The following is a 20,533-nucleotide window of genomic DNA, read 5'->3' as shown; positions in this document are numbered from 1 at the left end:
TAGCTAAACGTATTTGTAAATTGTCTTTTTAGTACAGCCTGTACGTTGAGAAACTTTACTTATCAAACTTCCCCTCAAACTTGGAATAAAGGCTTTACCATCATCCATTTCTATAATTGGTGCAATTATTGACCATGCTTTATCTCTATAGTCTTGATACTTTGAAGAAATGGGATTCAATAGCGAAACATTTTTTGCATAAGGATCAGATTGAAGTATAAGAATGGAACCAAATTTAATGGCTTCTTCTATATCTATAAGCTTTTGCCATTTAGGAAGTGCTTTGAGATTATTAATTTCAATCGTGACTACATCTTTACCAGATGAACTAATCCAAAGTACCCGCTCAATCGTGCCTACATTAGACTCAGTTAGCCACTCTAATAATGTGTTAACAACAATACTCATAGTGACTCCTCCATTTAAACAGTTCGCTCTTCAACGGTGCGGGGGTTTTTTAATATCAATGGTTCTGATGGTTGAATTGGTTGGTTCATATCAACTAACCATATTTGATTAGCGATGAGATAACGAACTACCGATAAACTTGTACCCGGTAATAATCCCAGGTGGTCGTCACAAAAATTAGTGGTTTTTACTAAGGGTGTTTGACTCGCCAACCGAATAAGGAGAAATTCTGCTATTCTTTTAATCAAATCTTGTGATAGTTCAAGGTCGGATAAATTTTTAAAAGGATGTAACCACTCAACATTTTTAGCAAGAATTAATGGAATTTCTTGTTCCGTAACAATTCCCCAATCAATTTCTCTTTGACTCCAATAAAGCCGTTCAATTTCTAATTTTTCTCTTGTACGCTTGGACTGTAAATCTTTAGCAAATTTAACTGTACGTGCTACAACAATATCTTCAATATTTCCTGCAATTGTAATCAAAAAATCACAAGTCATTACAATTGGTGTCTTAGCTTGGGTTTCTTGTGGGTGACGAATACCGTAATTAGATGCAATAGCTAAAGTTTCTTCCCTTGGCAACAAAGGGTACTGTTCTCGAATATCAGTAACAATACTTGACCATTCGAGTACATAAAAATAATTGAGTTCCAGGTTACTTAAAAAATGATGAACTCTGTTAGTTTTCCATCCTTTGATTCGAGTTGCTAAACCAATGGAAGGAACATCTTGTATTTGCAACCAAGGTTTGTAAGAAGAACCTTTACCCTGACCACGACCAGAGTCTAGACGTTTAGAAATAACCGTATCATCTACAGTTCGATTTCGTTTCGCCATAAATAATACCCCCCGGTTGTCGTACTTCATTAGGGGGATTATGAGTAAACCTTTCAGAGAAATTTTATGATTTATCTGATAGTTAGAACCATATCCACCCCCTTACGAAAACGAATATTTATTTTTATTGTCAAAGCTTTGTACGTAAACTAGCTACAAAATTTCTCAAATTGATTTTTTTAAAATATGCTATTAATTGCTTGGGGTTAATAGCTTTATTGGGTTACACATCACACCAAAATCTTACCTGTTTTACCGACAGCAGGATGACGAAAGCCAGCTAATATACAGTTCATACCGTAAATTCTACTGTATGATGACAGGAGTATCGAAACAGTCTTTAAGAAACTTTATTATTCAGTTTCCAACTTTATTATTCGGTTTCCAACTTTATTATTCAGTTTCCAACTTTATTATGTTTGTACAGAAACTGATTAAAGGTAATTGATTAATATGAACCAAACGGTTGCCCCCACACGCGCCACATTTCCTTATTGAAAGGACTGCGCCATTTCTGTATCAACGCCTGTTCTAATGAGAGCCGCTTTTTAGTATCAGTCGGCGTATCCCACCAAAAAGCAATATTAACTGCCGTTTTTAACTTGTAACGGTAGTGTAAATCTTGATAAGAGGCGATGTAATCCTTGCAATCGTGTACGCCCTTCCAGCGCTTGTTGCTGCGTAGCGTTTCCCCTACGTACAGAATTAAATTAGCCGCTGAATCTATTACAAAATATAAACAAGCTTCCCCTGGATAATCAGCAGGTATGCGGTAAAATGCCATCGATTGCATCTGTAATTGTAATGGGTCAATTTTATCCGGGTCGCAGTGGTCTATCGCTAGTTCTATTAGCGTTGTTTGTGTTGGTGCTGGAGTTGTACGCGATCGCATTTGATAATCAAGTATCTGTGTCTTCCACCGCTGTAATTCTTCAGCATTCATCACCAATTCGTCGCGGCGCTTGGTGCAAAACTTTTGACCGGGAAACATTTCAAGTTGTCCTGGTGGTGGCGGTGGTGGTGGATATGCGAATAATTCCAGTTAGCGCGGTTCAACTGGCGTGTCTTTAAATAAATTGAGTTGGTTTGGTTCCACAAATACACCCCCAAACACGCACCAATTGATGATAATGTTTTAGCAAATAAAAACTAAGGGGTGTTAGGGTCTGGTATGATCGCCTTTAAACCCTACGTGCGATTGCAATGCGGATATCTTGGTTTTACAATACTTACTAAAGTAATGGTGAAAATATGGCAGATATAGTTGATATTGCTGTTAGTGCTGATTCTTTTAAGACCTTAGTTCAAGCCGTACAAACTGCTAATTTAGTGGAAACATTAAAAGGTAGCGGACCTTTTACAGTTTTTGCACCTAATGATGAAGCTTTTGCAAAATTACCAGCCGGGACTATTCAAACGCTGTTGCAAAATCCTTTTGGGCTAGCAAGATTTCTCACATATCATGTTGTATTAGGCAAATTAATGCAAGCTGATTTAGTAAAATTGAAAACTGTAAAGTCTGTGGAAGGTTCCCCTATTAATATTAGTTACACTGATAAATTTGAAGTTAAAAATGCCACAGTTTTAGCAGCAGATATCGAAGCTGATAATGGTGTAATTCATGTAATTGATAAGGTCATTCTTATGGGTTGATAGGTCACGGTTTATACTCGATTAGTGCCATGTCGAACGGGTGTTCATAACTGGGATTCCCTTATCAATAATTGTATCTGCAATTTCCACTGTTATGATTGGGCAGCATTCCGAAAAGCTTTGTCAAACAGTGATAATTGAACTGCTTCAAGTTCCTTATTATTATCAAGATTCGACAACGAAATTCCTAGTAACCGAATACTGCGATCTGCTTGCAGCAACACTTCGCGATCGCCTAATTCAATTCCTTCAAACAACGCGATCGCCTCCTTAACTATCGCACCCAAATCATTAATCGGCATCAACAAAGTTTTGCTACGAGTAATCTGCTGGTAATCAGAAAATTTGACCTTTAACGTTAAAGTCCTACCGGAAGCTTGATGTTTCTCAATCCTTTTATGCAGCGTCTGAGCAATTTGTTCGAGTTCAAGTATACAGGTTGCTTTATCGCTCAAATTCTCTGCAAACGAATTTTCTGCCCCAATCGATTTACGAACGCGGTTTGGTTCCACTGCCCGATCATCTTGCGCTCTGGCAATGTTGTAATAATAATTACCAGATTTTCCAAACTGCCGTACTAAGAATTCAAGTTCGCGCTCTTTCAAATCAGCCCCAGTCCGAATATTCAAATCGTGCATTTTAGCAGCGGTAACTTTACCAATGCCGTGGAATTTTTCAATGGGTAACTGCTCTACAAATGTTTGAGCATCTTCTGGTAATATAACCGTCATGCCGTTTGGCTTGTTTGTACCTGATGCCATCTTCGCTAAAAACTTATTGATTGAAACACCAGCCGAAGCAGTAAGTTGAGTTTCTTGGAATATTTCGGCTCGGATATGTCTGGCAACGGTTGAGGCGTAAGGCAATCCCTGCTTATTTTCAGTAACATCAAGATAAGCTTCATCTAATGCAACTGGTTCAAATGTATCGGTGTAGCGTTTAAAAATATCGTGGATTTGTGCCGATATCTCTCGGTAGACTTCAAATCTGGGTTTAGCAAATATCAAATTGGGACATCGGGCGATCGCTATACGTGAGGGCATGGCTGAATGAATGCCGTATTTTCTTGCTTCATAACTTGCAGCTGCAACTACTCCGCGCTGAGTTGCAGAACCACCAACTACCAAAGGTTTACCTCGATATTGGGGGCGATCGCGCTGCTCTACTGAAGCGTAGAAGGCATCCATGTCAATATGAATGATTTTTCTAATCTGGTTCGCCATTACGCGAGAACTGAAAATCAAATTACCAGTGTAATTGTACTAGTATTGATTATTTACGCAAGTCTAATATTCTTTGCCGCGCATTTTTTAGCTTTTTATTCATTTTGGTTAAACTTTCAAAGCTGACGCTACATATTTAGTTAAGTGATGAAATTTTAACAATTAATTTTCCTATTTTGTTAGCATTAAAAAGTTTATGAATAGCTTTCGGCGCATTTTCCAAACCTTCAACAATTTCATACTCCTGCTTTATTTTCCCTGACTCCATCCACTGCCCAAGATCCTTAATTGCCTCATGCCAACGGTTACGATAATCACTAATTATAAATCCTTGTATCCGCACGCGCTTCATCAAAATCAAACCAAAGTTATAAGGACCTGGCACTGGTTCGGTTGAGTTGTAAGTTGAAATTAAACCACACAGAGGAATGCGTGCGAACAAATTAAGATGGGACATCACCGTATCTAAGATTGAACCACCAACATTATCAAAGTATATATCAACACCTTTTGGGCAAGCGATCGCTAATGCACTGTTCAAATCGGTATTTTTGTAGTTGATTGCTGCGTCAAAACCAAGAGAAGAGGTTAACCATTGACATTTTTCGTCCGAACTGGTGATTCCAACTACACGACAGCCTTTAATTGCAGCAATTTGTCCTACAACTGAACCAACAGCGCCTGTTGCTGCTGACACTACAACGGTTTCTCCTGGTTTTGGTTGTCCTATATCTAGCAACCCAAAATAAGCAGTGACCCCAGTTGCACCAAGCAGACCCACCGCAGTAAATAATGGATTGGGCAAAGGTGGATGAATTTTAGTAATAAAATTTACTGGTTCTTCTTTTAAAACTGCGTAATCTTGCCATCCTAAAAGTCCTGTAACTATATCTCCTGATCGTAAATTAGAATTTTTAGATTCTTCTACAACTCCCATTGCTACACCCCGCATTACTTCGCCTAACTCTACCGGGGGCATATACTGTACCATGTCGCTCATCCAAATACGGTTAGTCGGGTCTAGTGACAAATATAAATTTCTTATCAGTACTTCTCCCTCGTTAAGAGTTGGAATAGGTACTTCTTTATACTCAAAATTACTTTCTTTAATATCTCCAATTGGACGAGAAAGGAGGAGAAATTGTCGATTTACTCTTCGCTTGTTTTCTACATTATTACTCATTGTCGTAACCCTGGTAAATTAGATTTAATTCCAATAATATATGCTTCTTTCAGATAGAGGTTGGGTTTTGAGTTCGATCGCGTAGCTTAGAGAGACATATCGCTTCTTTCCCTGCACCAGATAAAGCATTATGTATTGTTAATATCATGTTTAACTTTCTCCCAAACTGTCCCGTAATCTTTGTATAAAAGTACAGTAGTAAACTTTTCAGGAGAATTGTCCCATTTGCAACGAATCCCTTTTTCTGTAAGTCGAATATAAGTACCAAAGAACTTCTCGTTATCATCTAGATAACGCCAAATTCGGTCATTTATTTTTATTGATGGTTGCTTAGCCATAATTAATAACACTGGTATTGAAGATAGCTTTGTTGTGAGTCGCGATTTTATTCGGAGATTTTTGACTTGAGGTTTGTTAAGCTCATAACAGTACTACTCAATACCCGGATTTCTCACAAGTGAGAAAAAAATACCTGGATTAACTAGATTTGAGATAATTTAATTGATACACCATATAAGTATTAAAGGGGATGGCAAAAAGTCCTAGACTCGTCGCAACAATAGCCAAACTTTTCAGATGGTAATCCTTACCGTCATCAGAAAAATATAGCGGTTTTCGGTTGAATGCAATACTTTGATGAACTCCTCTCCAAACCTTTCCCCACGCGCGTGGGGAGAGGCTTTGAACCCAAACTAACAGTTTGATTTTTGTACTCAACTCAAATGAAAACCGCTATATATTACGTATGCTTAAGGCACTTACAGATAATAAAATTTCCCACCGTCGGTGGGACATTTTATTTCTTGGATCTCCCTAACTGGACAGGGGTAGTGCTGCCACTTTATTAAAACCTAAATAATTTAGACAGAAGAACTAAAAAAATTGGATTGCTCATCAAATGCTTAACTAATATTGTTAAATTATGGTGATTTAATTCACCACTTTAATTTCTTGACCTATAAGAGTTAAGAAATTCTCTAAATCATTTGAAATCAAAGGAAAAAAACAATGGCTATTGCATCATTAGAACTAGACAACTTAAATTTGTTCAATTTAAATGATGAAGAATCAGCAGCAGTAAATGGAGGAGCGGCTGCTGCTGTTGCTGGTGCACTTTTTGTTAGTTAAGTACTTAGACAAAATTAATTGTATATTCGGTGCCGAAATTTTTGAGAATGTTCTCTACAGCTTCTGTTAAGGCATGAAAACTATCATAAGCATTAATTTCGAGCCATTTATATTTTATAAAGCGCCATAATATTTCGATGATGTTTAAGTGAGGAGAGTAAGTAGGTAAAAAGAAAATCTCTAATCCTTTTTTTGACCATTCATCTTCTTTGTCCCATAAAAATTGATTTTGGTGTACTGAGGAATTATCCAGAATTAAAACTGTTTTATTAGTGATTTTTCTACAAAAATCATCTATGCAAGCTATAACTACGTCGCTATTAATACTACAATTGAAAGTATATGATTCTAATTGATTATTTTTAGTTAAAAATCCTAAGACGTTTAACCTTTTACTTTGTTGGCTTTTTATTTGTAATTTGTGATTTTTTTCTTGCCATGCATAAGGAATATATGGAATTAGACAGAAACCACTTTCATCCACGTATCTAATTTCTATTTCTCCAATAAGTTCTTGTTCTTTTAATTGTTCTAATTCTTGAATTTTTCTCTTATAAACTGTAGTTACTGGGCTTCCTCCAACTCTTTTCTTGACTCTATACCATCCCCAATGTGCTGATTTGATTATTCTTTTTATTGTTTTTTTACTAACTCTAGTTTCCCACTCATTTTCAATTTTATCTTGTACTTTTTCAAGACATAATGGTGTCTCTTTTACCCAACTCTTTATTATTTGCTCTTGGTTTATGTTAAATATCTTTTTTCTTCCACGACCTGGCTGATTGTAAAGTCCTACAAACCTTGACGATTCCCAAGAATTTAACCAATTGTAAATTGTGTTACGACTGACTTTAAAAATTCGACACAATTGCGATATTTTATATTTTTGATAACTTAATTGAATACAATGTGCCCTTTTTCTTACCTGAGAATATTTACTGTGCTTATTGATTCTGTCTAGAAGTTTTAAGCTCTCTTTTGTCAATCCTTTCACATATCTCATCAATAAGACCCCGTATTTCAAACACACTTAGTAGTACGCTTCAAAGCGCGTACAGCCAAGGTTAATTTCCATTATCCCAAATGTTGTTTGAAATATACAATTATTTTTGTCCAATCACTTAGTTTCAATAATTGACTCGTTTAAGGTAGACCATTCTGGAAGTAATACTAATGATTTATTTTGGTTAACATATTTGCGGATAATATTATCCGCCAATATTGTTAAGTAATTTTCATCACCCGGATTGAGATTGTCCGTTAATTCATTAATTTTCTTGCCTTTACCATCTACAGGAGTCCATAGACCAGTAGGTTTATCGTAAAGTAGAATCAATCCTTTCTCGTCAGGTGCTTCACCATTTACAGAAGCGATACTGTCAGCCAATTCAAAGAAATCGTTGGGAACTCCTGTTGCCGTTGGTAATATCGTAAAGCCGTGAGTTAGTATGCTAACGCTACTGAATGGATTATCCGTAAGCCCAGATGTAGTTCTAAACGAATCAAAATCAATGTCAGTTTCCCCATTTGCCCTCACAGCTTGCACAGCCCAATTGTAATCTTGACCGGCTGTTAGCGTAAGAACATCATTCAAAGTCAAACGAGTACTAGTATTACGTGGGTCATCATCCCCAGCAATAATCTCCGTACCATCACGGTCATACCAAGTATTAGTTTCCTTCTTCCAAGTAGCCGTTAAAATACGACCGGGATTGAAATCATCATACCCATTCCAACGTTTGGTAAGCAGTTCACGCTTCTCCCCTTGGGTAAATTGCGGTAAGAACGAAGAATCGGATAAATCAACCAACTCATCCGTCGGTAACAACCCTTCACCTTTAGCAAAAGTACTAACAAACAAGTTAACTTCAGTAATTTGTTCATCAGGAACGAGGAAATCCCATTCAAAAGTAGGAGTTGAGTCATTTCCTTTACCATACGGACCAATCAAGCTCACCAAATCTGGTGGAGTCGCTACCAAATTATACAAATAAGTACCAATTGGACCGCGATCGCTTTCAACAAATCCACCATTACCATCGGGAACTTCCAACACCCCATAAGTAAACTGATTTCTAGGACGGTCTTCAGCAATAATCCCATAATCAGCCGTAACGCTGACTAACGGATTAATATCATCAATCCAGGTCGTACACCTTTCCACGGAGGAGAGGAAGTACGAATCATCCCATCTGCACCAACTATACCCGTTTCTGCAACCAGCCATTTCTCTTCAATTTCACCAGTTGCGTTGGGGGCATAACCGAGTTCAAAGAAGTATACAGTTTGACCGATTACCGATGGGTCATCTTTATATTGAGACGGCAATTCCATTGTCAACTGTACGGGGAAAGCTAAGGGGTTATCACCAGCTTCTAACTTAAATCCTGAGATAAATCGGAAGTCGGATGGTGTAGTTAGCGATATTTGACTTTCTTCTAATAATGGTGTGAAGCGAATATCAGTTTCTTGACACTCCCCACGCATAGAATGCGGGGGATTCTTGGTTCACGGATACAACGTCAAATAGCGTACCCGGAGCTACCATCAATTGCGTAGTCAGTTCTTCGTTATTAGCGTCGGTAACTTGAATGGATACAATTCCACCTTCGTCATCCAATTGAGCGACTGCTGCTGTACCATTCGTTGTAGAAACAACAGTGGTCGTCTCAACAATAACCGGAACTATATATTCAGAAGCTCCATGAATTACTGTAATATTAGCAATACCGTTGTTACGTGCGGTAATCAATCCATCTGTACTAACATTTACGATATCCGGGTTATTGACAAAGTAACGAGTACCCGTAGTAGCATCTTTGAGGTCTGGTGATTCATATATTGCTTTAATTCCAACCAGCATTTGTCGTGTTGCATCTTCGGTGAGAATAACCGCTCCTGGGTATACATTCAAACTATTGTTTTCCGCAAGCAATATATTATTTTCTGAAGAGTTAGTAGGTAATAAATCACCAACTCTTAGAGCAGTTACCGCTTCAATCCCACCCCTCCCAACACTAACAATCGAAACCCCATCACCTTCTCCGACAAGCACCCCAGTATCTGTAATCCTTCCCACCAACTGATTCTCAGAACCAAACTGTAAATAAGAACCAGGTAAAATCACTACAACTTGAATGTAGTAGACAACGGGTATTCGATTGCACTATACTTGGATCAAACATATTTAAATTCTCCATCCAGAGGATTTAGCAGAAGCAGACGCGATTCCGCCAAGAATTAGAGCGCCTGCTTTTGTTTTGCTTTTGTTTCGCTACATAAATATATAACGAAGTGAACAATAGTGTCAAGCGGGTGGTTGAACTTTTTTTAAAATTAAGTAGTGTTAAAATGTCGTGTAAATGAAGCACTGTACAACTATGAGTAAGACAAAAGACGTTGGAGTTTTATTAGAAGATGCTACGGTAGATACCCCACTACCAAAAGCAAAATCGTTTAGAGTCAGTTGCCAAGGACAAATTTTTCGTTGTAGAGAATATAATTCAAGAGGTAATAAATATTTTTATTTGGAAAAAAATCACCAGTATAAAAAGCTAACTCAATTTCTTGGCAAGCCCGAAGAGTTGAATGCCGTATTGATAAAAGAAGCAGCGGAAAAAATACTCTTATTGATGGAAAAACGTGAAGCAGAGTTTGAAGCGGAGGTAGAGACTGAAAAAGACCTTCGTACTATAGTTATGGAATTACAAGCAGAAGTAGCACGCTTGAGTAAAAAAGTGGATTCTTTACAAGCTGGATGACAAGGATAGTAAAATAGTCCTTCGCGGTTGTTACATACACAGTCAAAGATTACAAAGATTAGTTGAAACGATTGCTCAAGTTAACTTTTTAGAAAAATCAGCATTAAAATGTCAATCTTTTAAGTCTAGTCGTAATTTTTAACATTTTATGGTACTCTTTCTTAAACTCACAGTTGAGTATAAACAACATTTGCACCATTATTGAAAGTAACATTACCCTTCGCGGCAATAGTACCGTACAAAGTAGAATTATTATTAAAAGTAAAATCACCCACACTGCTCATAGAACCCCGACTATTCGACGCAGCATTAAACGTAATTCTACCAGCACTAACCACTTTTAAATTGTCTCCACTATTAATACTCGTCGTTGCACCATTGAAATTAATACTACCGTTTGTACTACCAGATGCAAGTAATGTAGAAGCCGCAAACCTGGCTTGAGAATTCATATTAATCGAACCATAAGCAAACACCGATAAATTTGTTGCTCGTACCCCAGATAAATTAATATTCCCATTGTTGGCAATCAATACTACATTATTGAAATTGTGGTTACTACCGTTAAAGTTAATATCCCCGTTGTCTACAGTAATAACGTAATTACTGATATTAATATTATCGGGAATATTTAATCCCCCACCCGTGACTCTCACTACTCGTGGATTTGATGCAGCACCTGGTGCTGGGAATTTCAACGCCCAATCTTGAGAATTATTCAAAGGATTTTGTCCAGAATTAAAGGTAACTGTTTGGGTACCGGGAGCGATTGTACTATCTAATGATTGCTGTTTTAAATCGGCGTAAGCTGGGATTTCAATTACTTGTTCGTCTACTACTTGTGGGGGAACCAAATTAGAATACTGGTTATTGTTAGCGTTGATGGTAGTGTAAGAAGGTGCAACGGTAACGGCATTATCTACTAATATTAATTTGCCAGAACTATCAGTAAGGGGATTACCATTTTCATCTCGCTGTACTGGTAGGGTAATATTGCCATTTATCGTAAACCCCTTGGCTGCATAAATTAAAGCATCATCGTTGATATCTTGGGGATTACCGTCTAAATCTCCACCGTTGTTGATTCTAACTTGTTTTTCGCTTCTGATTGCGTATTTGGGTGCAGTTGGTATTGCCTGTACTGCAAAAGTTTGTTGAGTTGAAGCACCGTCAGAGTCGGTAACGGTGAGAGTTGCGGTATAAGTTCCAGCTTGGGTAAAGATGTGATTAACTGTTGCACCTGTTTGTATTTGAGAACCATCACCAAAATTCCAGGTATATGTAAGTATATCGTTCCCTGGGTCAGTTGCGATCGCGCTGTAGGTTGCCGTATCTCCTTGATTTACTATGGTATTGCCTGTAATTTCGGTAATTATTGGTGCAGCGTTGTTAACTGTAACGGTAAGTGTATCAATTGTTGATGCACCATCCGAATCGGTAATTGTCAACTTAACGGTGTAAGTACCATCAAGGATGTAATTATGACTTGGTTCCAGGACATCAGTTACCGTATTACCGTCGCCAAAGTCCCATTCAATAGTATGAGTATCTAGGATACCTGGGTCGGTAAAGCTACCGTTGAAGTTGACTGTTGTTCCTTCTAAAATAGTTTGATTATCGCCTGCATTAACTACGGGGGCGACGTTATCAACGTTTACGGTAAGGGTTTGACTCGTAGTAGAGCCGGTGCTGTTGGCTACGGTTAAGGTAACTAGATACGTACCGTTATTGGCGAATTGATGGTTGACGGTAACACCGGATGCTGTATCGGAATCGTCTCCGAAGTCCCAGGTATAAGTAAGTTCATCGCCGGTTGCTGTGGCATTGAAGATTGCGATCAACAATAATTTGACTCTTCTGTAGGTCTAGAGTGTACGAAGAAACAGTACTAGGTGCGGTAACAAATAAACGACGACCGTCACTACTAATTGCCATTTCCCGCAACCCATAGGGTGCTGGTTTCACCTGAATTTTTTCGACAACTTGGTGATATTTATCGGAGTTGCTATCAACATCAACTACGTAAATAACCCCAATCCGGCTATCAGCAATATATGCGTACTGGTCGCGTGAATCAATCACAATTGACCTCGGAGAAGCATCCGCACCCAAATTAATCAAATCAACAACATCTTCAGTTTGAGGATTGATATCAACTTGTTGCAACACCATCGGGTCAATTAAAGCAATCCGACCTGTATTTTCTAAAGTAATGTATGCACGACTACCATCGTTAGTTATAGCAATATCTCGTGGTCTATCCCGAACATCATCCTTACCAACGGGTATACGAGCTAAAAGAAGGTCTGCACTGCTGCGGATATTTTGATTATCAAATAAAGCATTTGGGTCACGTCCGTCAATCACCCCGACAAAATCTGATAATCTTTGTACCCCTAAGATGTATTCTCCCGTTGCTTCTAAATTAATTTCGTTGCTTTCAAATTTGACTTCTTCCTTAAATTCTTTGGGATCAACCGTTACATAAAACTTACTCAAAACTACCTATAACTAGACAAATCTAGACATATATCATTTTGGCGTTTACTTCCTGCTTCAAACTGGGGTAGTCGGCTACTTCCCATCCACAGGCTGAAACTGCCTAACTGACAGCCTTACATAAATTAATTGCGGCGTTCAAATCCCGGTCTTAAAAAATTGGGACTAACTCTCTCACTGCCGGTATTAACAAGATGGGAAATCTCAGAATTGTTGCTAAATAAGTATTTATTAAACAAATTACCTAACGCCTAGCAAGTTCCGAATAATTGCGATGCAATAGCTTTGTATGACACACCTGTGTTCGGTGATGCCTGCATCAAAGCTTTGTAAATTGTCGTGTGTACTATCGCCGCATTACGTACCACCAATGGAGGTGATGTTATGGGTGTTGCTACAGCCACGAAGAGTGCGTTCTTCAGGATTGAGGGCGTTTCGAGAACATTAAGGAAACTGATAACGACATTTGATGCCATAGTATTTTTGCTCCTTTCAAGAAAAACTTCTACACTCTATTTAGTTTAGGCGCAGGAGTTTTACACAAAACACGCTATTTCTTAACAAAACTTTATAAATAACCGAGTTGCCGTTGACGAAGTTTGTATATTTGGAATTCAATTCAGTGTTGTTCGGGCAATTGGTATAAACAGATTCATCTAATTGCAGTCAAAAATACGCTGATATTTGCTGCGACAAGTTTTTACCTCACTAACTTCAGTAGCTAAATCATGTAACTTTATTTACCATGACCATGACACTGAGGTGGGTTTTGTTTGGAAGTTAGAGGAGTAACGGTTGATGAATTAGCGGTGAGGACTATTTGTCCTTTAGCGTTTAGTGTTGCACCTGTGGCTTCAACAATACGTTTGGGAATGGAGGTAGTTGGTTTGGTGGTGACAGGTGGTAAGAAACGGTTATTGTTACTAGGTTTAACAGATACCCAATCTATTTGGGTTGCATCAGGAGTAAGAATGTCTTTTGGATTGGGAGGTAAACCACCGCGCCCGGTGATGACGAAACTGCTTTGGGCGTAACCAGGAGTGTAGCAACCTTGGGCTACTTCGGTGTCTACTGGTATTGTTGGCAATTCAACTAAACCACTGTTGGGATCAACTTCAGGTGTATTAAGTTCTATAGTACCGCTAAGTGTCGGATTCGTTTGCGAAATAGCGGTGATGTCACTTGTGGGAACTTCACTTGGGTTTAAACCAGGGCTATTGCGCTGGAGGTCTTCTCGGCTGAGTGGGGCGATACCATAAATACCAGTAGCGTTAATCTTGATTATTCCCCCCTGACCTTCAAACGCATTAGCGCTAATGTCGCTATTTTCGTTAGGAACGGCAATGATAAAGCCATTGGGGGTGTTAATATCAATGTTACCGCCATCTCCGGATTGCTGTGCGGTGCCTGCGCTGGTAGAGATTTGGCTACCACGACGATGGATCAGGAAGTTGGTAGGAAACAGGTTGATATTACCGCCGCTACCTGACTCAGATTCTGCGCTAATTGTTGCGGTGTTATCTAGGCGAATTTGAGGGGTGGTTATTTCGATGCTACCTGCGCTACCTGTGCTTTGAGCACGAACAAATACACCACTAGAATCATCAATAGGTGAAACTGCTCTACCAAATTGAGCAACACGGTCATTAAAAGTGCGATCGCTACCATCAACAATAACTCTATCTGTGGCATTCACTGTAATTTTTCCCGCATTTCCAGCGCTAGAAGATGTAGAAAGAAGTTGCCCACCGTTTAAAATCTCAGCTTGTCTGACATTTAACGTAATATTGCCACCATTGCCATTATTGTTTGTTCGTGTATCTAACACTGCACCATCTGAGACACGCAAGTTTGTGGTGTTTACAATGATATCGCCACCAATACCAGTAGAACTAGGAAAAGTTGATGTGAACAGTGCGCTGGTGAGTCCTGTAATTGAACTGGTTCCGGAGACACTTACTCTATTAGGAGCGTTAATTTCAATCTTCCCTGCATCCCCTTTTCCACGGGTGCTGGCAAGAAGTTGAGCGCCATTGGTTAAAGACAGAGAATCAGCACTAATTTGAACATTTCCACCTTTTCCTTCTCCTGTTCGTTCTACAGTGCTGAAAGCAGTACTCATATTATCAAAAGAGACATTGCCACGGACATCAATTATCACATTTCCTGCATCCCCTTTTCCACGGGTGCTGGCAAGAAGTTCAGCAACATTGGTTAAAGACAGAGAATCAGCATTAATTTGAACATTTCCACCTTTTCCTTCTCCTGTTCGTTCTACAGTGCTGGAAGCAGCGCTCATATTATCAAAAGAGACATTGCCACGGACATCAATTATCACATTTCCTGCATCCCCTTTTCCACGGGTGCTGGCAAGAAGTTGAGCGCCATTGGTTAAAGACAGAGAATCAGCACTAATTTGAACATTTCCACCTTTTCCTTCTCCTGTTCGTTCTACACTGCTGTAAGCAGTGCTTATATTATTAAAAGAGACATTGCCACGAACATCAATTATCACATTCCCTGCATCCCCTTTTCCACGGGTGCTGGCAAGAAGTTGAGCGCCATTGGTTAAAGACAGAGAATCAGCACTAATTTGAACATTTCCACCTTTTCCTTCTCCTGTTCGTTCTACAGTGCTGGAAGCATCGCTTATATTATCAAAAGAGACATTGCCACGAACATCAATTATCACATTCCCTGCATCTCCTTTTCCACGGGTGTCGGCAACAAGTTGAGCGAAATTGGTTAAAGACAGAGAATCAGCACTAATTTGAACATTCCCACCTTTTCCTACAGCACCCTCATTTACTATGCTTTCAGCAGCACTTCTGCTGAAAGCAGCACTAAAGAATCTGCCATCGCTGGAAGTCCCATTAAAAGAGACATTGCCACGGACATCAATTATCACATTCCCTGCATCCCCTTTTCCACGGGTGCTGGCAAGAAGTTGAGCGCCATTGGTTAATTCTAGAGAATCAGCGCTAATTTGAACATTTCCACCTTTTCCTTCTCCTGTTCGTTCTACAGTGCTGAAAGCAGCGCTCATATTATCAAAAGAGACATTGCCACGAACATCAATTATCACATTCCCTGCATCACCTTTTCCACTGGTGTTGGCTTGAAGTTGAGCGCCATTGGTTAATTCTAGAAAATCAGCACTAATTCTTATGTTTCCAGCATTACCCACTGCATCTGCTCGCACATTATTAACAATATTGCTATCTACAACTGTTATTTCCCCAGTAGCATTAAGCGCAATATCGCCTGCTACAGAGCCATCAGAACCCAACCCTTGACCGATACCAGCGCTCAAGGTACTTCCTTTGGTAATATCTAAATTTCGAGCGTTAATTATGATACTACCGCTGTTCCCTGCTTCTACCCATACACTAGCGCGATTAGTAAGTGATACATCAGCAAAAGCACTTTCAGTTGGAAAGCCCGCGCTCACATTGTCACCATTCACATTTAGCGCTACTGTCCCAGAGTCAGCCAATCCTCCCAACTCAACTCGACCACCATAGGCATTCAGTTGACCGCGATCCATGTTGATATTACCACCAATAAGCAGTAAACTCTTACCATCTGGAACACGCAAACCAAATACATCAAAACCCGCCAGTTCTGTTCCTGCTGGCGCTACTGAGTTATTTTGGATAGGTGCAGCAATTTGGTTAAAGAATAAAGCTGATGGATTAACTGTCAACAAGGGTGCATTGTTTGTGAGATTCGTAGCGCTAAAAAACCCTTGTTCGCCAAATTGAATAGCGTTGGCGGTGGATGCAACAAATGAACCCCCAACATTTAAACTAGCATTTTCACCAAATATAATCCCGTTGGGATTAATCAAAAACAAATTCGCACTACCGTTAGCTTTAATTAACCCATCAATATCAGAAACCGACCCACCTGTTACCCTGCTGATAATGTTCTGAATGTCAACCGTATTGTTAAAAGAAGCAGTACTACCAGTAGGAACAGAGAAATCTTGAAAGCTGTGGAATAAGTTACTGCCTGTTTGGGCTCCACCAGTAATATTGAAGGTGCTTCCATTTAGTGTAACGATGGAATTATTAGGTAAAGTGGAATCTGGAGTAATTTGGGCAACAGCGCCCTTTATCCACATGGCACTCCCCATTGTTATTCCCACCAACCAACCAAAACGCACTACCGCCATTACATTCCCCCTAACGTCTGCAAGCAATACAGCCACTATTAAGTAAAAGACAATGAGTGGCTGTTGCAACTGTCTCATATATTTATCAGTTTTGGTTGACAAGTTTTATGCAAAATTAGACAATATGTTTATAAAATTTACAAAACAATACTGTATGGAGAATGCACTTTCTTTTCAGTAATTTCTTCCCCACTTATTCGGTCACTTTATTCGATACCTTAACTATTACAGCAATTTTCAGCTAAATAAACCACAGTGGTTAAACCAACCCAGGGTATCATCTTCAGTAATATAATTTACAGCCTCAGTCATTGCTTGGTCGAGTGATTCAAGAGTACGCGCCTCGCAAGAACGAAGAAACTGCTTTAATTTAGACCAACAAAGTTCTATGGGTGATAAGTCGGGAAAATAAGGCGGCAAAAACTTAATTTTCGCGACGACTGACTCAATTGCGACCTTTACATGATCGGCGTGATGAACTTTAAGATTATCCATTACGACAATTGCTCCTTCCCAAAACTGAGGCGCTAAAATTTCAGTTATATAAATGACAAATATATCAGTATTTATACTTCCCGGCACGGTCATTGCAGCAACAACTCCATCAAGGTTTAAGGCACCAATTAAATAAACATTTCCACCTTTGCTTCCAGGAACACTACCAACCGCTGTTTCACCATCTTTCACCATCTACAGCCCTTGCGAATAAACGTGACATTGATAAATTCAATCCTGCTTCATCAGTAACCATTCTCAACCTTAAAAGGTATATAGAGGTTGAATTCATTGGGCGCTCTAAAAGTTTGCTTTCCCTCTATATTTAGATATGGCTTCATGATCTAGTTTTACACAAAACTCGGATTTATTTGACAAAAGTTTATATTTTAAGACTTACGCAAAGCCCCCTTAAATAAGGAGAGCCACTTGCATACGTCATTTCGCTCTCGCAAAGTGGGTTGGGGAGATTGGGGGTCTAAAAGAATATTATGAACTTTTGTAACGAATTATGGAATTTCGGGAGTTTTGATTCTTATAAGTAAGCAGAGTACCTAAAATCAAAATCCGATAAACACAAGTCAGCAACTCAGCCCGCAATCGGTCTGAGCTTCAGGCATAATCCTGAAACTCTTAGCTGACCAGATTTAGGATTAAATTTCTACGCTTAAAGTAAGTGCTTAAGTTCATACCTTGGGATGCGTGCTAGTTCCAAATCACTAAGTATCGGAAACAGAAAATTTGACACTCCCCACGCATAGAATGCGGGGGATTCTTGGTTCACGGATACAACTTAACCGAACAGGATTTCTCCAATCCGACCAGTGGTTCTATCTCCCCAAGCTTATAAGATCCGGTGTGCCCCACCGTACTTAATCCCTTGTGCAAAATATTAATTGCTGCATTAATATCCCGATCTTCTATGTATCCACAATAATTACAAATATGGGTTCTAGTTGATAGAGACTTTTGCACTTTTTCACCGCAATTAGAACAATTCTGACTAGTATTATGGGGAGCAACAGCAATTGTTAACTTTCCATATTTATAGCCAAAATAATCCAACCAGCGACGAGGAGGACGACCATCCTGCATCAGTTATCGACTTAGCTAGATTTCGATTTCTTACCATACCTTTAACATTCAAATTTTCATAAGCTACCAAATCGTTAGATTGGATTAAACGGAGTGCTACTTTTTTAACAAACTCTTCTCGCTGCCTACTTACTTTTAAATGTTTACGGGCATAACGGATTCTAGCTTTATGATAATTTTGAGACTGTGGTTTACCTTTTTTATACTTTTTAGATTTGTGACGATTCAGACGGTTTAATTGTCTTTCTCCCTGACGATAAAACTGTGGATTATCTTCGATGTTTCCTTGACTATCACTCAAGAAATAATTAAACTCAGTGGGGAAGTCACCTTCCCTCACTGGTCTCCAAAACGGTGCGTGAAAGTTTCCCTTCACACCGCTCCTCAGTGTACGACTGTCACCATTAGTTTGTGACATCAGCCTTAGTTTGGTGTATTTGGTCATGGCAATGTAAGTGTACTAACATATTGTTCTTGTCAGCATTATTGCCACCTTTGGACTTCATTGAAATATGATGTTTTTCAATTAAATCTTCAGGTTTAAAGCTTAATCCGCAGTGGGCGCATTTACCTTTTTGTCTTTTCAACAATCGGGCTTTTTGTGGGTCAATGGTTTGATAATTGTCCCCTATGCGTTTACTCCAGTAAATTTCATCACCGTCATATGGCGTTCTTATCCCTTCTACTTTTACCCATTTAACGCTGGCTGGGAAGTCAGTGTGACAGAGTAGTTCAAGAGGATTTGTACCGCTTCTGGAAACAAATGACCATTGTTTACTTCCGCCGAAGTATTTCTTGGCTATCCACTTCCTGTTTTTCTTCGGGTGACGACGTTTTGCCCATCTCCATAATCTTGACCACATGAGGTTTTTGACTTTAGAGAAGGTTTCCTTAGAATGCCAAGGCGATTGATAATTGCACCAACCTACTATGATGGGATTAAGCTGTTTTATCAATGAGAAATGCATCTACAGCTTTCATCTTGTCGCACCATTGGTTTAGTTGCTCGTAATGCACTTTGACTTTTATGAAGGAAGGTCTAATGATGGTTTTAAATCCTAATGGTTTCTGACTCGTAGTTTTTCCAGAATGATGTTTTCCTACGTGGAATTGTTTGATTTCAAAACCAAGGAAATGAAAACCTGGTTCTTGATTTTCAAACTTTTCTAAGGTATGACATAATCTGGTCTTGCTAGGTTTTAGTTCAAGTCCGATTTCTTTCAACCAATTTTCTACTAATTCCTTACATTTGATTACTGGTTCTAGTTCTTCACATAGAATTACAAAATCGTCCGCATAACGAATTATTCTAGGAGATTGGAACATTTTCTTGTAATTTTTCCAAGATTCTATCCAACGTCCTTTTTTATCGTTCGGGAAGTTGTTTTCTATATGTTGTTCTAGTCCGTGTAAGGCTATATTAGCCAGTAAGGGAGAAATTGCTCCGCCTTGAGGTACTCCTTCTGACGTATTGTTGTAACCCTTCCTTTCTGCCCACTTACTAAAGTCAATGACTCCAGATTTGAGCCACGCTTTAATTTGTCGTGAGAGTTTGGGAAAAGTATTCAATTTCTTAATTAGTGCTTCATGGTTAATGCAGTCAAAACATTTGCTAATATCGGCATCAAGCACATATTTAGGCTTTTTGTTAATATTGGTAAATATGGCTGCGATTGCATCGTGACATGAACGTCCCATTCGGAAGCCATAGGAATTTGGTTCAAATACGGCTTCCCATTCTGGTTCTAATGCCAGTTTGAGAAGACTTTGTTTTACTCTTTCTAGGATAGTAGGTATTCCTAGTGGTCTTTTTTCCTTCTTTCCAGGTTTAGGTATCCAAACCCTTCGAGTTGGTTGTGACTTACCATCTAGATTCAATTTACTGACAAGTTCCATTCTTTCTGTAGGTTTCAAGGATTTTACTCCGTCGATTCCAGCAGTTTTCTGTCGGGTAGGATTGGACTGTTACCAGTCCTCACCCCCCTAAGAACGGTACGTGACAGTTACCCGTCATACCGCTCAAGCCATATTTCAAGCCTTCAACTTGGTATTATGTACCTGTTTATGACACA

21 protein-coding genes are annotated in these 20,533 nt (G+C 39.1%); 2 read left to right on the top strand and 19 right to left on the bottom strand.

Features of this window, described 5'->3' with window-relative positions; genetic code table 11:
* Positions 1 to 3: 3 nt before the first annotated feature.
* The 3 genes from IQ247_RS06295 to IQ247_RS06285 all read right to left on the bottom strand — a co-directional run bounded on the left by IQ247_RS06295 (position 4) and on the right by IQ247_RS06285 (position 2,238).
* Positions 4 to 408 carry a hypothetical protein gene (locus IQ247_RS06295; RefSeq protein WP_193918129.1) on the bottom strand — a complete coding sequence of 135 codons (405 nt, stop codon included), beginning with the start codon at positions 406 to 408 and terminating at the stop codon, positions 4 to 6.
* Between the two features lie 14 nt (positions 409 to 422).
* A complete protein-coding gene (locus tag IQ247_RS06290; protein WP_193918127.1) occupies positions 423 to 1,247 on the bottom strand; it encodes a TnsA endonuclease N-terminal domain-containing protein in 825 nt (274 codons plus the stop codon).
* 448 nt (positions 1,248 to 1,695) lie between these two features.
* Entirely contained in the window at positions 1,696 to 2,238 is a 543-nt protein-coding gene (locus IQ247_RS06285; protein ID WP_193918125.1) for a GIY-YIG nuclease family protein, read from the bottom strand.
* Between the two features lie 260 nt (positions 2,239 to 2,498).
* Between IQ247_RS06285 and IQ247_RS06280 the strand changes: the two genes are divergently transcribed.
* A complete protein-coding gene (locus IQ247_RS06280) occupies positions 2,499 to 2,900 on the top strand; it encodes a CO2 hydration-associated protein CupS (RefSeq protein ID WP_193918123.1) in 402 nt (133 codons plus the stop codon).
* 92 nt (positions 2,901 to 2,992) lie between these two features.
* Here IQ247_RS06280 and dinB read toward each other — a convergent pair whose 3' ends face one another.
* From dinB to IQ247_RS06245, 7 genes are all read right to left on the bottom strand, one after another.
* On the bottom strand, positions 2,993 to 4,123 hold the full coding sequence (gene dinB, locus IQ247_RS06275) for a DNA polymerase IV (RefSeq protein WP_193918121.1): 1,131 nt from the start codon (positions 4,121 to 4,123) through the stop codon (positions 2,993 to 2,995).
* A 136-nt stretch (positions 4,124 to 4,259) separates the two neighbouring features.
* Positions 4,260 to 5,306 (bottom strand): NADP-dependent oxidoreductase, encoded by a 1,047-nt coding sequence (locus IQ247_RS06270; protein ID WP_193918119.1) that lies wholly within the window; start codon positions 5,304 to 5,306, stop codon positions 4,260 to 4,262.
* A 128-nt stretch (positions 5,307 to 5,434) separates the two neighbouring features.
* Positions 5,435 to 5,644, bottom strand: a complete 210-nt coding sequence (locus IQ247_RS06265; RefSeq protein WP_193918118.1) for a hypothetical protein — start codon at positions 5,642 to 5,644, stop codon at positions 5,435 to 5,437.
* 794 nt (positions 5,645 to 6,438) lie between these two features.
* Entirely contained in the window at positions 6,439 to 7,428 is a 990-nt protein-coding gene (locus IQ247_RS06260; RefSeq protein ID WP_322745446.1) for an IS630 family transposase, read from the bottom strand.
* A gap of 123 nt (positions 7,429 to 7,551) precedes the next feature.
* Positions 7,552 to 8,598 (bottom strand): hypothetical protein, encoded by a 1,047-nt coding sequence (locus IQ247_RS06255; RefSeq protein ID WP_193918116.1) that lies wholly within the window; start codon positions 8,596 to 8,598, stop codon positions 7,552 to 7,554.
* The gene (locus IQ247_RS06250; protein WP_193918115.1) at positions 8,556 to 8,921 is read right to left on the bottom strand and encodes a hypothetical protein; all 366 of its coding nucleotides are present in this window, start codon (positions 8,919 to 8,921) and stop codon (positions 8,556 to 8,558) included. The genes IQ247_RS06255 and IQ247_RS06250 overlap by 43 nt, the downstream gene beginning before the upstream one ends.
* Positions 8,896 to 9,561: an Ig-like domain-containing protein gene (locus tag IQ247_RS06245; protein WP_193918114.1), complete on the bottom strand. Its 666-nt coding sequence runs from the start codon at positions 9,559 to 9,561 to the stop codon at positions 8,896 to 8,898. Before IQ247_RS06245 ends, IQ247_RS06250 begins: the two co-directional genes overlap by 26 nt.
* A 253-nt stretch (positions 9,562 to 9,814) precedes the next feature.
* Here IQ247_RS06245 and IQ247_RS06240 point away from each other — a divergent pair, with 253 nt between their 5' ends.
* Entirely contained in the window at positions 9,815 to 10,195 is a 381-nt protein-coding gene (locus IQ247_RS06240; RefSeq protein ID WP_193918113.1) for a hypothetical protein, read from the top strand.
* Positions 10,196 to 10,362: 167 nt separating this feature from the next.
* On the opposite strand, the gene IQ247_RS06235 is transcribed toward IQ247_RS06240, so the two are convergent.
* From IQ247_RS06235 to IQ247_RS32360, 9 genes are all read right to left on the bottom strand, one after another.
* The gene (locus tag IQ247_RS06235; protein WP_193918112.1) at positions 10,363 to 12,039 is read right to left on the bottom strand and encodes a PKD domain-containing protein; all 1,677 of its coding nucleotides are present in this window, start codon (positions 12,037 to 12,039) and stop codon (positions 10,363 to 10,365) included.
* A complete protein-coding gene (locus IQ247_RS06230) occupies positions 11,999 to 12,694 on the bottom strand; it encodes a YncE family protein (protein WP_193918110.1) in 696 nt (231 codons plus the stop codon). Before IQ247_RS06230 ends, IQ247_RS06235 begins: the two co-directional genes overlap by 41 nt.
* A gap of 251 nt (positions 12,695 to 12,945) precedes the next feature.
* Positions 12,946 to 13,098, bottom strand: coding sequence for a hypothetical protein (locus IQ247_RS06225; protein WP_193918108.1), 153 nt, complete (start codon positions 13,096 to 13,098; stop codon positions 12,946 to 12,948).
* Between the two features lie 332 nt (positions 13,099 to 13,430).
* Positions 13,431 to 16,949, bottom strand: coding sequence for a two-partner secretion domain-containing protein (locus tag IQ247_RS06220; protein ID WP_193918106.1), 3,519 nt, complete (start codon positions 16,947 to 16,949; stop codon positions 13,431 to 13,433).
* Between the two features lie 159 nt (positions 16,950 to 17,108).
* Positions 17,109 to 17,561 carry a transposase gene (locus IQ247_RS06215; RefSeq protein WP_193918104.1) on the bottom strand — a complete coding sequence of 151 codons (453 nt, stop codon included), beginning with the start codon at positions 17,559 to 17,561 and terminating at the stop codon, positions 17,109 to 17,111.
* A 585-nt stretch (positions 17,562 to 18,146) separates the two neighbouring features.
* Complete coding sequence (locus IQ247_RS32375) at positions 18,147 to 18,461, bottom strand: zinc ribbon domain-containing protein (RefSeq protein WP_228059526.1); 315 nt, start codon at positions 18,459 to 18,461, stop codon at positions 18,147 to 18,149.
* On the bottom strand, positions 18,412 to 18,879 hold the full coding sequence (locus tag IQ247_RS32370) for an RNA-guided endonuclease InsQ/TnpB family protein (RefSeq protein WP_228059525.1): 468 nt from the start codon (positions 18,877 to 18,879) through the stop codon (positions 18,412 to 18,414). Before IQ247_RS32370 ends, IQ247_RS32375 begins: the two co-directional genes overlap by 50 nt.
* The gene (locus IQ247_RS32365; protein ID WP_228059524.1) at positions 18,866 to 19,429 is read right to left on the bottom strand and encodes a group II intron maturase-specific domain-containing protein; all 564 of its coding nucleotides are present in this window, start codon (positions 19,427 to 19,429) and stop codon (positions 18,866 to 18,868) included. Before IQ247_RS32365 ends, IQ247_RS32370 begins: the two co-directional genes overlap by 14 nt.
* Positions 19,401 to 20,357, bottom strand: coding sequence for a reverse transcriptase/maturase family protein (locus IQ247_RS32360; protein ID WP_228059523.1), 957 nt, complete (start codon positions 20,355 to 20,357; stop codon positions 19,401 to 19,403). The genes IQ247_RS32365 and IQ247_RS32360 overlap by 29 nt, the downstream gene beginning before the upstream one ends.
* Between the last annotated feature and the right edge of the window lie 176 nt (positions 20,358 to 20,533).

The sequence above is a fragment of the Plectonema cf. radiosum LEGE 06105 genome (assembly GCF_015207665.1).
Taxonomy (GTDB): domain Bacteria; phylum Cyanobacteriota; class Cyanobacteriia; order Cyanobacteriales; family Nostocaceae; genus Rivularia; species Rivularia radiosa_A.
Note: the sequence above shows the minus strand (reverse complement) of the source record. Positions and strands in the feature narration are given on the sequence as shown.

Coding starts and splice junctions, on each gene's coding strand:
- IQ247_RS06295 (WP_193918129.1), bottom strand. CDS start 408: ATGAGTATTGTTGTTAACACATTATTAGAGTGGCTAACTGAGTCTAAT.
- IQ247_RS06290 (WP_193918127.1), bottom strand. CDS start 1,247: ATGGCGAAACGAAATCGAACTGTAGATGATACGGTTATTTCTAAACGT.
- IQ247_RS06285 (WP_193918125.1), bottom strand. CDS start 2,238: ATGTTTCCCGGTCAAAAGTTTTGCACCAAGCGCCGCGACGAATTGGTG.
- IQ247_RS06280 (WP_193918123.1), top strand. CDS start 2,499: ATGGCAGATATAGTTGATATTGCTGTTAGTGCTGATTCTTTTAAGACC.
- dinB (WP_193918121.1), bottom strand. CDS start 4,123: ATGGCGAACCAGATTAGAAAAATCATTCATATTGACATGGATGCCTTC.
- IQ247_RS06270 (WP_193918119.1), bottom strand. CDS start 5,306: ATGAGTAATAATGTAGAAAACAAGCGAAGAGTAAATCGACAATTTCTC.
- IQ247_RS06265 (WP_193918118.1), bottom strand. CDS start 5,644: ATGGCTAAGCAACCATCAATAAAAATAAATGACCGAATTTGGCGTTAT.
- IQ247_RS06250 (WP_193918115.1), bottom strand. CDS start 8,921: ATGCGTGGGGAGTGTCAAGAAACTGATATTCGCTTCACACCATTATTA.
- IQ247_RS06240 (WP_193918113.1), top strand. CDS start 9,815: ATGAGTAAGACAAAAGACGTTGGAGTTTTATTAGAAGATGCTACGGTA.
- IQ247_RS06220 (WP_193918106.1), bottom strand. CDS start 16,949: ATGAGACAGTTGCAACAGCCACTCATTGTCTTTTACTTAATAGTGGCT.
- IQ247_RS06215 (WP_193918104.1), bottom strand. CDS start 17,561: ATGGTGAAAGATGGTGAAACAGCGGTTGGTAGTGTTCCTGGAAGCAAA.
- IQ247_RS32375 (WP_228059526.1), bottom strand. CDS start 18,461: ATGCAGGATGGTCGTCCTCCTCGTCGCTGGTTGGATTATTTTGGCTAT.
- IQ247_RS32370 (WP_228059525.1), bottom strand. CDS start 18,879: ATGTCACAAACTAATGGTGACAGTCGTACACTGAGGAGCGGTGTGAAG.
- IQ247_RS32365 (WP_228059524.1), bottom strand. CDS start 19,429: ATGCATTTCTCATTGATAAAACAGCTTAATCCCATCATAGTAGGTTGG.
- IQ247_RS32360 (WP_228059523.1), bottom strand. CDS start 20,357: ATGGAACTTGTCAGTAAATTGAATCTAGATGGTAAGTCACAACCAACT.